We start from the raw sequence: 13,890 nt of genomic DNA, 5'->3' as shown, positions 1-13,890 counted from the left end.
GCTCCCTCCACCTCGCCCAACACATCATACAAGTTATGGATTCCGCCGCTTATCTGGTATATGCCGTTGCAGGCAGGTCAGTTGGCTTGCGAATGACGTATGACAGCAATGGCAGACAGGGGGTGCCGATGACCATTCAAGCTAGGTCGGGTGTGGGGAGTGCTGCGGGCACCTTGACGACGCGGCTTGCGGACGAGCTGCGCCGCGCGATTGCCGGGGGACAGTTTCCGCCGGGAAGCAGGTTGCCGAGCGAGGCGCAACTGACCGAGGCGCACGGGGTAAGCCGCACAGTCGTCCGTGAGGCCATCGCGGCACTCCGAGCCGACCGCCTCGTGGAGGCTCGTCAGGGCGCCGGCGTCTTCGTACTCGACGTCGCTTCGCCCGGGCTGTTCCTCAAGAACGTCGACCACGATCGCGTATCGTCCATGATCGAGCTTCTGGAGTTGCGCACGGCGGTGGAGGTCGAAGCGGCGGGACTGGCGGCGGTCCGTCGCTCTCCGGCCCAGGAGGAGGTCATCATCGAGCGGCATTTTGCCGTACGCGCCTGTCTGGAAGCCTCGCTGCCGACCAGCGAGGCAGATTTTGCCCTGCATATCGCCATCGCCGAGGCGACCAACAACCCGCGTTTTCGCGAGTTCCTTGCCATGATCGGCAAGAACGTCATACCGCGCGCAGCACTTCGAAACGACGAACCGGATGCTGATCACGCCGCCTACATCAACCTGCTTCTGCGCGAACATCAGGAGATCGTCTCGGCCATCTCCAATGGCGACGAGGAGGGAGCGCGCGCGGCGATGCGCCGGCATTTGCGCGGGAGTCAGGCCCGCTATCGAAAATTGCTGCACGAGCAGCGAAACTTGTATGATGAGTGATTGACATATTTGCGCATAATACATATTACAAGTTTATAAGTGGCAGACGCAGGAGGACAGCCCGTGAATCCGCAGGAGATAAAGGCCGCGCTTGGCGCAGGCTTGCTTTCGTTCCCTGTCACCCATTTCGATGCGGAAGGGCGATTCAAGCCGGAAAGCTATCGCCGGCATATCGACTGGCTGTCGGGCTTCGAGGCGCCGGTCCTTTTCGCGGCAGGCGGGACAGGTGAATTCTTCTCGCTCGCCCCGTCGGAAATTCCGGGCATCGTTCGCGCGGCGAAAGAGGCTTCGGGAAAGACGGCGATCGTCTCGGGATGCGGCTTTGGCACGCATGTGGGCGTGGAGCTGGCGCGCGAAGTGGAGAAGGCAGGGGCGGATGGCATTCTCCTTCTGCCGCACTACCTCATCGACGCTCCGCAGGAAGGGCTCTACCAGCACGTCAAGCGGATCTGCCAGTCGGTCGGCATCGGCGTGATGGTCTATAATCGCGACAATTCCGTCCTTGCGGTGGATACGCTGAAGCGCTTGTGCGACGAATGCCCCAATCTGATCGGTTTCAAGGACGGGACGGGCGACATCGGCCTCGTGCGCCAGGTGACGGCGACCATGGGCGATCGCCTGACCTATCTCGGCGGCATGCCGACGGCGGAACTGTTTGCGGAAGCCTATCTGGGGGCTGGCTTCACGACCTATTCGTCGGCGGTGTTCAACTTCGTTCCTGAGCTGGCCGTCGATTTCTACAAGGCGTTGCGCCGCGGCGACCGCGCGCGCTGCGAAACCATCCTCAATGAGTTCTTCTATCCCTTCATGGAGCTTCGCAGCCGGCGCAAGGGCTATGCGGTCGCGGCGATCAAGGCGGGCGTTCGCCTGCAGGGATTTGCGGCCGGCAAGGTTCGTCCGCCGCTGGACGACCTGACGGCCGAGGAGGAGGGCATGCTGGAGCGCCTTATCGCGCCATGGAAGCGCTGAGATGAAGATCGTCGCCGTCCGGACCCATCTGCTGGAGCACCGGCTGGCGGTGCCATTCGAAAGCGCGTCCATGCGCTTCGACCGTCGCGCCCACGTCCTCGTAGAGATCGAATGCAGCGACGGGACCACCGGCTGGGGCGAGTGCCTCGGCCCCGCACGGGCAAATGCGGCCGTGGTCGCCACCTATGCGCAATGGCTCGTCGGCGCCGATCCGCTCGAGACGGAAAAGCTGTGGGCGGTGCTCTACAACGCCCTGCGCGACCAGGGTCAGCGCGGCCTGACGATTACCGCCCTGTCGGGTATCGACATCGCGCTGTGGGACATCAAGGGCAAACACTTCGGCGTCCCGGTTTCCACGCTGCTCGGCGGACGGTTTCGCAACGAAGTGCGCGCCTATGCGACGGGCAGCTTCAAGCGCGAGGGTGTTGATCGCGTAGAGGACAATGCTGCAGATGCGGCGCGTTATCGCGCGGAAGGATTTCACGCAACCAAGATCAAGATCGGCTTCGGGGTGGAGCAGGACCTGGCCGTCATTCGCGCCGTGCGCGAGGCCATCGGTTCCGAGATGCGGCTGATGATCGATGCCAATCACGGTTACGACGTTCTTGAAGCGGTCGACCTCGGCCGTCGCGCAGCCCAGTACGATATTGACTGGTTTGAGGAGCCGGTGGTGCCCGAGCAGCTCGACGCCTATCGCACGGTGCGCGCACGCCAGCCGATACCGGTGGCAGGCGGCGAAACATGGCACAGCCGCTGGGGCATGCGCGAGCCGGTGGAAACCCGTGCGATCGATATCCTGCAGCCTGACCTTTGCGGCGTCGGCGGCTTCAGCGAGGCCCGCCGCGTCGCCGACATGGCAGCGCTGCACGGCGTCCGGATTGTGCCGCACGTATGGGGAACCGCCGTCCAGATCGCGGCGGCACTGCAATTCATGGCGGCCATGGTGCCGAACCCGGTGCGCGTCAATCCGATCGAGCCGATCCTGGAGTTCGACCGCACGGAAAACCCGTTCCGTCAGGCTATCGTCACCAAGCCGATCGAGCATGTCCGCGGGGTGGTCAAAATCCCGGATGGTCCGGGCCTCGGCATCGACATCGATCGTGATGCGCTTGCCGAGTTCCGCATGGAGGATGCTTGAATGATCGTCAGATCGCTTTCCGGAAGGTCGCCTCGGATCAGGCTCCCACGGGGGGCGGTCGACAGTCAGATGCACATGTATCTGCCTGGGTTTCCGGCACGCGACGGCGGGCCGCCGCTGCCGGGCGGTGCCCTGCCGGACGCCGGTCAGTATCGCAGCCTCATGACGTGGCTCGGCATCGATCGCGTGATCATCACCCAGGGCAACGCCCACCAGCGCGACAACGCCAACCTCGTCGCCTGCCTGCGCGAGATGGGCAGCACGGCCCGCGGCGTCGCCGTCATCGACGGTGGTACGTCCGAAAAGGAACTGGATGCGCTGGCAGACGCGGGCGTCGTCGGTGCCCGGATCATGGATCTTCCCGGCGGAGCGGTCGGGCTCGACCATCTGGAAGCGGTCGACGCGCGTGCAGCCGCCCGCGGATGGATGGTCGCCGTTCAGTTCGACGGCAGCAACATCGAAGCGCACGAGGACCGGCTCGGGAAACTGAAATCCCGCTGGGTCCTCGACCATCACGGAAAGTTCTTCGGCGGCGTGTCGCCGCAAAGCCCGCAGGTTAATGCGCTACGCCGTTTGCTCGATGCGGGCAACTGCTGGTTCAAGTTCGCAGGCGTCTATGAATCGTCCAGAAGCGGGCCGCCCGACTACGAGGACGTCGCCGCTGTCGCCCGCGATATCGCAGCTCATGCCCCCGAGCGCATCGTCTGGGGGACGAACTGGCCGCACAATCTGGCGCGTACCACGCAAGACTACCCGAACGACGCGGACCTGACCGATACGGTACTGGGCTGGCTGCCGGACGACGATGCACGCCGGCTGGCGCTCGTCGACAATCCGGAACGCCTATTCGGCTTGCCGGCCTATTCATGAGGGGTCACTGACATCTGCTGTTTTCGGAGCGAGGAGGCTCTGAACGGCATTCTTGGAGGAGGAAGAAAGCATGAATATCGCAAGATCGCTTTGTGTTGCGCTGGGGGTTACCCTGGCAGCGGGCACGGGACAGGCGCAGGAAATCACGCTGCGCTCGGCCGACATTCATCCGGATGGTTATCCGACGGTGGAGGCGGTGAAGTACATGGGGCAACTGGTGTCGGAGCGCACCAATGGCCGTATCAAGATCGACGTCACCAACAACGCCGCGCTCGGCAGCGAAAAGGACACGATCGAACAGACGCGCTTCGGCGTCATCGACATGAACCGCGTCAATGCGGCGCCGTTCAACAATCTGGTGCCGCAGACGGTCGTCCTGGGCCTGCCCTTCCTGTTCCGCTCGACCGAGCACATGCACAAGACGGTCGATGGGCCGATCGGCGAGGAAGTGCTTGCCGCGTTCGAGCCGCATGGGCTCGTTGGTCTGGCGTTCTACGATTCCGGTGCACGCTCGTTCTACACCACCAGCAAACCGATCGAAAAGCTTGCTGACCTGAAGGGCATGAAGATCCGCGTGCAGCAGTCCGACCTGTGGATCGCGATGATGGAGGCCTTCGGCGCAAACGCCACGCCGATGCCTTTCGGTGAGGTCTATTCTTCGCTTGAAACCGGTGTCGTCGACGGGGCGGAGAACAACTGGCCTTCCTACGAATCCTCACGCCACTTCGAGGTCGCGAAGAACTACACGTTGACAGATCATTCGCTGAATCCGGAAATCCTTGTCATCTCGAAGATCACCTGGGACAAGCTTTCACCGGACGACCAGAAGGTGATCAAGCAGTCGGCAAAGGACTCGGTCATCAAGATGCGCGAACTCTGGCAGGCGCGTGAGAAGGCCTCCGAAGAGAAGGTCCGCGCTGCCGGCGTCAACGTGATCACGGTCGACAAGGCGGAATTCGCCGAGGCCATGGCGCCGGTCTACGAGAAATTCGTCACCGATCCTCAAATGAAGGACCTGCTGGCGCGCATTCGCGCGACCGACTGACCTGGCCGGCCGGATCGGATGCCGATCCGGCCCCACCGCTTACGGTCGCGTGCGGGGAGCGCGATTGATGCCCTTGGAGGAAAAGGCAATGTCGACTTATTTGCATGCGGGCCGGCCGGTGCTCGCCTGGCTCAGCCGGGCGTCGCTCTATATCTCGGGAATTGGCCTGGTGGCGATGACTGCGGCCGTCGGCTGGCAGGTGTTCGCCCGGTACGTTCTGAACAACACACCGAGCTGGTCGGAGCCGCTTTCGCTCCATCTGATGTCCTGGTTCATCATGCTCGGGGCTGCCGTGGGCGTGCGCGAAAGCGTGCATCTCGGGCTCGACTTCGTTCGACATGGAGCGTCTCCCGCCGCGCGCCGCACCATGGACCTGCTCAGCCTCGGCCTGATCGTGCTCTTTGGTCTTGCCATGGCCTGGTACTCCGCGGTGCTCGCTGCCGGGACGTGGGCTGCAACGATTCCCGTGCTCGGCTGGCCGGGCGGCGTCGATTTCTTTCCGATGATTGCGGGCGGCCTTTTGATTTCGCTCTTTGCCGCCGAACGTTTCGTCGATGTGGCGGCGGGCGAGCAGACGGCGGCCGAGATCATCGCGCAGGAGCTGGCGTAATGGCTTATACGGTTCTCTTCGGCGTTTTCACCGTACTGATGTTCATCGGCATGCCGATCGCCTTCTGCCTCGGCATCGCAGCATTGGCGACGGTGCTCTACATGGGACTGCCGCCGATCGTTGTCTTCCAGCAGATGAATTCAGGGATGAGCGTCTTTGCCATGATGGCGATCCCCTTCTTCATCTTCGCCGGCGATCTCATGGTTCGCGGCGGCATTGCCGACCGGCTCATCCGTTTTGCCGCCAGCATCGTCGGCCATCTGCGCGGCGGCCTCGGCCAGGTCAACATTGTCGCCTCGACCTTGTTTGGCGGGATTTCCGGTTCCGCGGTCGCCGACGCCTCGGCGGTCGGCGGCCTGATGATCCCCCAGATGGCCGCGCGCGGCTACGACCGGAGCTATGCGGTCAACGTGACGGTCAACGCCGCGATCATCGCGCTGATGATCCCGCCGTCGCACAACATGATCCTCTATTCGATCGCAGCCGGCGGAAACGTGTCGGTGGCCGATCTTTTCACGGCGGGGATTCTGCCCGGCCTACTGCTTGCGGCGGCACTGATGGTGACGGCCTATTTCGTCGCCCGGCGGCGCGGCTACCCCTCGGAGCCCTTTCCCGGGTTTCGGAGGATGGGCTACTACATGCTGGCCTCGATCCCTGGACTCCTGCTGATCGGCATCATCTTCGGCGGCGTGCGCTCCGGCGTGTTCACGGCGACGGAGAGCTCGTGCATCGCGGTGTTCTACGCGCTTGTCGTCGCGCTGCTCGTCTATCGCGAGCTTGACTGGAGCGGCTTCGTCGAGGCCGTGCTGCAGGCGGTCCGCACGACTGCGATGGTGCTGCTGGTGATCGGCACTGCCGCCGCCTTCGGCTGGTTGATGGCGTTTCTGCAGGTGCAACAGCAGATGATCGCCGTGATCAGTTCCATCTCCGAGAACCCGATCGTCGTGCTGTTGCTTATCAACGTGACACTGCTTGTGCTCGGCACCTTCATGGACATGGCTCCGCTCGTGATCATCACGACACCCGTGCTCCTCCCCGTTGCGAAGGCGTTCGGCATCGATCCGGTCCATTTCGGCGTCGTCATGATCCTGAATGCCGGCATCGGCCTCAATACGCCGCCGGTCGGAACCGTGTTGTTCGTCGGCTGTGCGGTGGGCGGCATTTCGATCCGCGAAGCGATGCGGACCATCTGGCCGTTTTTCGGGGCAAGCATCGCCGTGCTGATGCTGGTGACTTACATCCCCGGCCTGTCGCTCTGGCTCCCGAGCCTGTTCAAATAGGCCGGCGGCATCGCCGTAACCTCCTGGTTCGGCATCGATATCCGTTGACGCGTCTCTGACGCGTCATACTATGATTGGCAACTTAGAGGACAAGTCTGCGGTCCGCCTGCAGGTTTGGAAGTGTTCGGGAGTATCCATGCTCAAGACCTTGTTGATGACGGGCGCCGCTGGAGGCGTCGGAACCGCGTTGCGCCCGATGCTGCGCGAACTGGCCGAGACGGTCGTTTTGTCGGATATGGCCGACATATCGGATGTTCAGCCGCACGAGCAGTTCAAGCGCTGCGATCTCTCCGATGCGAGGGGCGTCGACGATTTGCTGGAAGGCGTCGACGGTGTGATCCATCTCGGCGGCATCTCGGTCGAGCGGCCCTTCGACCTGATCGTGCAGGGCAACGTCGTCGGCATGTACAATCTCTACGAGGCCGCGCGGCGGCATAGCCGGCCGCGCGTCATCTTCGCCAGTTCGAACCACGTGGTCGGCTTCTACCGGCGTGACGAGCGGCTCGACAACCAGGTGGTGCCGCGACCGGATTCGCTCTACGGCGTTTCAAAGGTGTTCGGGGAAGCGATCGCCAGCCTCTATTTCGACAAGTTCGGGATCGAGACACTGTCGGTCAGGATCGGCTCGTGCTTTGCCAAGCCCGCCAATCCGAGAATGCTGGCGACGTGGCTCAGCTCTCGCGACATGCTTTCGCTGTGCGCGCGCGCATTCGCTGCACCCCGTATCGGTCACACGGTCGTCTACGGCGCATCTGACAACGAGGAGCAGTGGTGGGACAACGGAAACGCGGCCTTCCTCGGATGGAGGCCAAAGGACAGTTCCGAGCAGTGGCGCGCTGAAATCCTGGCGTCGCTTGGCCCGGAAGATCCGGCCAATCCCGCAACCCTCTATCAGGGCGGCGGCTTTGTTTGCGGCGAGCATCCTGCCAACCTCTAGGTTGGCGGCGTCGTCAGCAGCTTTTTGGCGGGACAGATGCGGATAGTGATGCTGCCGGGCCTTGCTGCCCGGGCAGCCATGACGGCGGCACGAATGGGAACTTTGGGTTCAAGGCCGCCGTTGCGAGGCTCTTCTAAGCGCGCCACAAATTGACTGGGCGCGATCGGCTGACCGGATGCTCCGGTCGCCGATGGTTCGGTCGTTCTATTAACGGCCGTTAACGGCAGAGCGGATCTGCGAACGCGACAGACCAATATCGGCCAGCGTGTGGTCGTCGAGCATGCTCAGTTCACGAATGGCCTTGCGGCGTTCTGCGAAGTCCTTGATTTTCTGACGGATGTTCATCTCTTTTCTCCATATCTTTGAATGCGCCTGATATGGTGCAAATCGTGCCTATTATGAAGGCATAAGCATGCAGAAGAGGCATGCAAAAATGCAGATGCTTGCTTATCGCCTCAGCAGGCGGTGTTACATGGCGAATTTTTCGGCATCACTGATGCCGTCAGCAAGCCCTGCCGGATCTGCGAAACGCAAAGAGAGGGAGAAGCTTTCGCTCCTCCCTCCCGGGTTCTAATGCCGCTGGCTCGCTACCACTTCTTGCTGAGCTTGAACGTGATCGTCCGGGCATCGCCGTAGCCGCAGACCAGAAGACCGCCGCAGCCGCTGACATATTCCTTGTCGAACAGGTTGGCCACATTGAGCGCGGCGCCCCAGTCGTTCTTCTCGTAGCGGATGCCGGCATCGAATACGGTCGCGGAGGGAACCTTCGCCGTGTTCTCGTTGTCGGCCCAGCTTTGGCCCTGATAGCGTACGCCCGCACCGACGCTCATGCCTTCCAGCGCACCGTCCTGGACGGTGTAATCCAGCCACAGGGAGGCCTGGGTGTCGGGGATGAGGTAAGGTGTGTTGCCGATCAAGGCGGTATTGGCGTCCTTGGTGATCTGGAGGTCGATGAACTCCAGGCCGGCGATGAGTTTCCAGCTCTCGTTAATATTGACCTTTCCTTCCAGCTCGACGCCGCGCGAGCGCACTTCGCCCATCTGGCTGGAAAGCATGGTCAGCGGGTCGGTGACGACGACGTTCTGCTTGGTGAGCTGGTAGACCGCGGCAGTGAACACGCCGTCGAGGAAGGCAGGCTCGTACTTGACGCCGGCCTCGAACTGGTCGCCCTCTTCCGGCTTGGTGTTGCCCGTCAGGGTTACCGCGACGATCGGGTTGAAGAAGGTCGAGGCGCTGATGTAGGGCGTCACGCCGTTGGCGAACTCGTATGCCAGTCCGGCCCTGCCGCTCAGCGCGCTTTCATTGTAGTCGAACGTCGCGTTCTGCGCCGGATCCCAATAGGTCGGGCCGTTCTCCGTCTTGGTGTCGACATAGTCGTAGCGGCCGTTCAACGTCACGATCCAGCCGTCGCTGAAGCGGATCTGGTCCTGGGCGTAAATGCCGAGCTGCTGCTGGGTGATCTCCTGGTTGATGTAGATCCTGTTGGGCGGCTGCAGCGCGCCGTAGATCGGGTCGGTGGCGCTGATCGGCGTGGCCGCGGAGGATGCCTGCTCCTGATCGAGCCGGTAGAACTTGTAGTCCAGGCCGACGAGGACGGTATGGTTCAGTGCGCCCGTGTCGAATTCGCCTTCGAGGCGATTGTCGACCGCGAAGGTGTCGACCTTCGAGGTGTGCTCGAAGCCGAGGCGGTAGAGCAGGTTGTCGGGCGTGACCGGGGCGTTCACGTAGGATGGCGCGGGGAACACGGCGTCGGGATCGTAGTAGCCATAGGTGTAGGGCGCGTTCTCGTGCTTGTAGAGATGGCCGTAGCGCAGGTTCTGGGAGAAGCGCCAGCCGTTGTCGAACTCGTGCTTGAACTCGTAGCCTAGCATCTGCTGGACATAGGTGCCGGTGTCGATGTCCGGTTCGCCGAAAAATGCCCGCCGGTCGATCTTGCCGAACGAGGCTGCCTCCACGGTGCCGATATAGGGAAGGAAGCTGCCGCCGCTGTGCCTCTGGTCGAGGCCCTGCAGGACGCCATAGACCGTCAGGCTCGTCGCGTCGTCCTTTTCGAACGTCACCTGCGGCATGATGAACCCGCGCAGATCGTTCGAATAGTCGGTGTAGTTCTCCCCGCCGGCCACTTTGCCGGTGACGCGATAGTTGACGCCCTCGTTGAGGATGCCGTTCACGTCGAAGCCCGCGAACGCGTTGGCATTGCTGTTGATGCCGGTCTCGGCATAGGCCGAGGTTTCACCCGTGGGCCGCTTGCTGACCATATTGACGATGCCGCCTGGATTGGCGCCGCCGTAGAGCACCGAGGCCGGCCCCTTGAGCACTTCCACCCGTTCCAGCATGAACGGGTCGACCTGGAAACCGCCGAAGCCGTAGCTGAACAGGTTCAGCCCGTCGAGGAAAACGCCCGTCTGGGTCGCGTCGAAGCCGCGAATGTAGAACCAGTCGGTGTCGGGGTCGACGCCGAAAGGCTCGGCCGTCACGCCGGGCGTATAGCGAAGGATCTCGTCGACCTTGTTGACGATGCCGCGATCCTCGATCTCCTGGCGGCCGATGACCGAAACGGATTGCGGAATTTCCGAAAGCGGCGTGTCTGTCTTGGAACCGGTGGTGGTTTCTTTTGCGACGTATCCCTGCACGGGACCGGTGCCGCCACCTTCGCCGGTACCTTCGACGACGACGGTCGCGAGCGGCGTTGCCTGCTGTTCCTGCGCTGAAGCCGCCACGGCCCCGAGGATTGCCGCTCCCGCGACACCGCTCCGCAGTGCAGCCCTGATGCTTGTGGCTGCCGTGCCCTTACCCTTGCTGATCATTGCCCCCGCATTCCCCGCTATGAGTGACCAGGCACCGCAATGGGCGCCAAGTAACATGAGCAATTATATCAACTTAAATTGACGTGCTTGACCGCATCGGGGAAAATTGAACGTTATTGGCTCTTTCGTGCACTGCGCACAGATTTCAGTCGCGCGTCATCTTGCGCCACCGGGCGGGCGTCGTGCCGACGTTTTTGCGAAAGACACGGGTGAAGTGAGCCTGGTCGGCAAAGCCGGTTTCCGCGGCGATGGCGGTCAGCGGCGTGTCATGCTTGCGCAGGATGTTTTTCGCCCGTTCCAGGCGGGCGTTCATCTGCCACTGATGCGGGGCAAGGCCGGTGGTCGCCTTGAAGGCGTGACTGAAGTGCGACTGGGAAAGCCCGGTCAGGCCCGCCAGTTCCTCCAGACGGATGCTGCGCAGGCAATTCTCGTCGATATAGTCGGTCACCCGCCGCAGCTGCCAGGCGGCGAGTTGGCTCCGCTTGCGCGGCTGCGGGCGGTTGACCTTGAAAAGGTCGATGATGAGGGCCAGCGAAAGCCCGTCGCCATAGAGATCGTGCAGGGGCTGCGGATTGGCGCATTCCGCAGCGATCAGTTCTGCAAGGGACATGATGCGTGGGTCGTCGAACATCAGCCGCGGGGTTTCAACCGGCTGGCTATCGAATTCGTCGGCCAGACGCTGCCGGAGAATATCGATATCGAAATGCAGGTCGAGATGGCGGACAAAGCTGAGATCGACCACTTCGGCCCAGAGTTCCATCCCGGCCGGAACATAGGAGATCGCGTGACGATGGTCGCTCTGCACCATGCCCCGGGCAGAAGGCGCGACCTTGAGGTTGCAGTTTCCACCGCCCTCGGCTTCGAGGACGATGAAGATGCGCGGATCCTGCCCAACATAGAAGCCGCCGGCATTGGGCGCGCATTCCACGTCCCACAGGTCGGCGACGATGCCGTTCCAATGACGCCGGCGGAGGTCGCCGACCACATGGAACCCGCTGATCTTGTTGTTCATGCGCGGCTGAAAATTCATCGCCCAATCCATTGATGCGGGGGCTCGCCCACATCCAGCGTTTAAACCTTCATATTTTAATCATGTTTTATTGCAACGCGGCCGGCATTGCAATCCGCCGCCCGAACCGTTCAGAACTGCGCACTCAGCAGGCGGGAATAAATGCCGCCGCGCTGTTGGAGCTCGTCCGGATCGCCCTGCTCGACGATCCCGCCCTCGTCGATGACGACGATGCGGTCCGCATTGCGGATGGTAGCCAGGCGATGGGCGATGATCAGCGTCGTGCGGCCTTTCGACAGTTCCGCGAGCGCCTGCTGGATTGCCTGCTCGGTGACGGTGTCGAGCGCCGAGGTTGCCTCGTCCAGGATGAGGATTGGCGGGTTCTTCAGGAAGATCCGGGCGATGGCAAGGCGCTGCTTCTGGCCGCCCGAGAGCTTGACGCCGCGTTCGCCGACGACCGTGTCGAGGCCGGCTGGCAGCATGGCGATCAGGTCGTCGAGTTTAGCGCGCCGCACCGCCTCCATGATCTCCTCTTCCGTGGCGCCCAGCTTCCCGTAGGCGATGTTCTCGCGGATCGAGCCGCCGAACAGGAAGACATCCTGCTGAACGATGCCGATCTGCGCCCGCAGTGACGCCTGGGTCATGTCCCGGATATCGACGCCGCCAATCGTGATGGCGCCGGATCCGACTTCGTAGAAGCGGGGCAGGAGCGAACAGATCGTCGTCTTGCCGGCACCGGAAGCACCGACAAAGGCGATGGATTCACCGTGCCGTATCGTGAGGTTGAGATCGTCAAGCACACGGCGCCCATCGCGGTAGGCGAAGCTGACGTTTCGGTAGACGATATCGCCTTCGACATGCGCCATGGCAACCGCGTTCGGCCGGTCGGCAATGTCGGGTTCCGTGTCGATCAGGTTGGTGAAGCGGCGGAAGCCGGCGATGCCTTTCGGATAGCTTTCCAGCACGGAGGTGATCTTGTCGATCGGCCGGAAGAACACATCGATCAGCAGGATGAAGCTGACGAGGCCGCCATAGCTGAGGCTGTCCTGCATGACGAACCATGTGCCGGTGACCATGACGATCAGCTGCACGAGGCGGGTGCTCAGGTAGCTGAGCGCTATGCTTGCCGTCATGTAGGCGTAGGCGTTCAGCTTGGTCCTGCGGTAGTTCTCGTTGTTGACGGAGAAGAGCGCGCGCTCGTGATCCTCGTTGGCAAAAGCCTTGACGACACGGATACCGCCGACACTTTCGGCGACCCGGTTGTTGAAGTCGCCGACCTGGCCGAACAGCCTCTCCCAATTCTGCGTCATGCGTGCGCCGTAGCGACTGACGAGCCACGCCATGAAGGGCACGATGATCAGCGTTATCAGCGCTAGTTGGGCGTGCACCACGAACATCAGCGCGAACGCACCGATGAACGTCATGATGGCGATGAAGACGTCTTCGGGGCCATGATGGGCGACCTCGCCGACCTCCTCAAGATCCTTCGTGACGTGGGTGATCAGGCGGCCGGTCTGGTTCTCGTCGAAGTAGGAGAAGGAAAGCTTCTGCAGGTGATCGAAGGCGCTGCGGCGCATGTCCGTCTCGATGCCGACGCCAAGCGCATGACCCCAATAGTTCACGATCGCCATCAGGATCGTGTTGGTGACGTAGATGCCGAGCAGAACCGCCGCCGCGCCGAGGATCATACCCCAGTTCCTGCCGGGAAGCAGATCGTCGATGAAATACTTGATGGCAAGCGGGAACCCGAGTTCGAGCAGGCCGGCGAGCACCGCACAGCCGAAATCGAGCGCGAAGAGCTTCTTGTAGGGAGCGTAGTAGGAAAAGAAACGGGCGAGCATCGAACCGGAACTCTGGCATGCGAAAATGGAGAGACGCCGTCAACTATAACGTGATGCACGCTTTGGGAAGCCTGTGATGTTTCTTTGCCCGCAATGGACGATCACGTCCCGGCTTGGGCGCAGGCCGCGACGCCCGATGTCCCGGCCACATAGCCGCGGCGCTTCTTGCGCTCCGCCTGCCGGTGCAGGACGCCGTGAGCGTCGTCCATCGGGCCCAGGAAGCATGACTTGCTGCGGCCGCGCGTGCCGATGCGCCCCCAATGGCGCATGACGGCGACCTCGCCGAACAGGGTCGGCTCGAGCGTCAGGGCGTAGAAGCGGGCCATGTTGCAGGCTGGATCGATCCGGCGAAGGAAAACGGATTCATCGGTCCGGGGGAGGGGTGGCGTCTGGTTCATGTCGCGCAGTGTCGGTGAGGCGGATTCCGGCGTCCAATGAAAGGTTTGAATCGGTCGCACCCAACCGATTCACGGCCGTGATGGATGATGTTTCCTCGATGCGATGCCGTGCCT

General features: G+C 62.4%; 13 protein-coding genes. 8 read left to right on the top strand and 5 right to left on the bottom strand.

Annotation, left to right across the window (positions count from 1 at the left end; all coding sequences use genetic code 11):
* Positions 1-128: 128 nt before the first annotated feature.
* The 8 genes from CRO48_RS03310 (at position 129) to CRO48_RS03275 (ending at position 7,721) form a co-directional block, all read left to right on the top strand.
* Positions 129-872, top strand: coding sequence for a FadR/GntR family transcriptional regulator (locus CRO48_RS03310; protein ID WP_097136324.1), 744 nt, complete (start codon positions 129-131; stop codon positions 870-872).
* A 63-nt stretch (positions 873-935) separates the two neighbouring features.
* Positions 936-1,841 (top strand): 5-dehydro-4-deoxyglucarate dehydratase, encoded by a 906-nt coding sequence (kdgD, locus tag CRO48_RS03305; protein ID WP_097136323.1) that lies wholly within the window; start codon positions 936-938, stop codon positions 1,839-1,841.
* 1 nt (position 1,842) lies between these two features.
* Entirely contained in the window at positions 1,843-2,979 is a 1,137-nt protein-coding gene (locus CRO48_RS03300) for a mandelate racemase/muconate lactonizing enzyme family protein (RefSeq protein ID WP_097136322.1), read from the top strand.
* The gene (locus CRO48_RS03295) at positions 2,980-3,849 is read left to right on the top strand and encodes an amidohydrolase family protein (protein ID WP_097136320.1); all 870 of its coding nucleotides are present in this window, start codon (positions 2,980-2,982) and stop codon (positions 3,847-3,849) included.
* Between the two features lie 70 nt (positions 3,850-3,919).
* A complete protein-coding gene (locus tag CRO48_RS03290) occupies positions 3,920-4,894 on the top strand; it encodes a TRAP transporter substrate-binding protein (RefSeq protein ID WP_097136319.1) in 975 nt (324 codons plus the stop codon).
* Positions 4,895-4,982: 88 nt separating this feature from the next.
* Positions 4,983-5,504 (top strand): TRAP transporter small permease, encoded by a 522-nt coding sequence (locus CRO48_RS03285; RefSeq protein WP_097136318.1) that lies wholly within the window; start codon positions 4,983-4,985, stop codon positions 5,502-5,504.
* A complete protein-coding gene (locus CRO48_RS03280; RefSeq protein ID WP_097136317.1) occupies positions 5,504-6,784 on the top strand; it encodes a TRAP transporter large permease in 1,281 nt (426 codons plus the stop codon). Before CRO48_RS03285 ends, CRO48_RS03280 begins: the two co-directional genes overlap by 1 nt.
* A gap of 136 nt (positions 6,785-6,920) precedes the next feature.
* Positions 6,921-7,721: an NAD-dependent epimerase/dehydratase family protein gene (locus tag CRO48_RS03275; protein WP_097136316.1), complete on the top strand. Its 801-nt coding sequence runs from the start codon at positions 6,921-6,923 to the stop codon at positions 7,719-7,721.
* 207 nt (positions 7,722-7,928) lie between these two features.
* Here the strand turns inward: CRO48_RS03275 and CRO48_RS03270 are convergent, their stop codons facing one another.
* The 5 genes from CRO48_RS03270 to CRO48_RS03250 form a co-directional block, all read right to left on the bottom strand.
* Complete coding sequence (locus CRO48_RS03270; RefSeq protein ID WP_097136315.1) at positions 7,929-8,066, bottom strand: DUF1127 domain-containing protein; 138 nt, start codon at positions 8,064-8,066, stop codon at positions 7,929-7,931.
* 242 nt (positions 8,067-8,308) lie between these two features.
* Positions 8,309-10,528: a TonB-dependent siderophore receptor gene (locus tag CRO48_RS03265; protein WP_097136313.1), complete on the bottom strand. Its 2,220-nt coding sequence runs from the start codon at positions 10,526-10,528 to the stop codon at positions 8,309-8,311.
* A gap of 145 nt (positions 10,529-10,673) precedes the next feature.
* A complete protein-coding gene (locus tag CRO48_RS03260; protein ID WP_097136734.1) occupies positions 10,674-11,558 on the bottom strand; it encodes a helix-turn-helix domain-containing protein in 885 nt (294 codons plus the stop codon).
* Positions 11,559-11,668: 110 nt separating this feature from the next.
* On the bottom strand, positions 11,669-13,378 hold the full coding sequence (locus tag CRO48_RS03255; RefSeq protein WP_097136312.1) for an ABC transporter ATP-binding protein: 1,710 nt from the start codon (positions 13,376-13,378) through the stop codon (positions 11,669-11,671).
* A 101-nt stretch (positions 13,379-13,479) separates the two neighbouring features.
* The gene (locus CRO48_RS03250) at positions 13,480-13,776 is read right to left on the bottom strand and encodes a WGR domain-containing protein (protein ID WP_097136311.1); all 297 of its coding nucleotides are present in this window, start codon (positions 13,774-13,776) and stop codon (positions 13,480-13,482) included.
* Between the last annotated feature and the right edge of the window lie 114 nt (positions 13,777-13,890).

It is taken from the genome of Rhizobium subbaraonis, assembly GCF_900220975.1.
GTDB lineage: Bacteria > Pseudomonadota > Alphaproteobacteria > Rhizobiales > Rhizobiaceae > Mycoplana > Mycoplana subbaraonis.
This window is presented reverse-complemented; position numbering and strand designations above follow the sequence as displayed.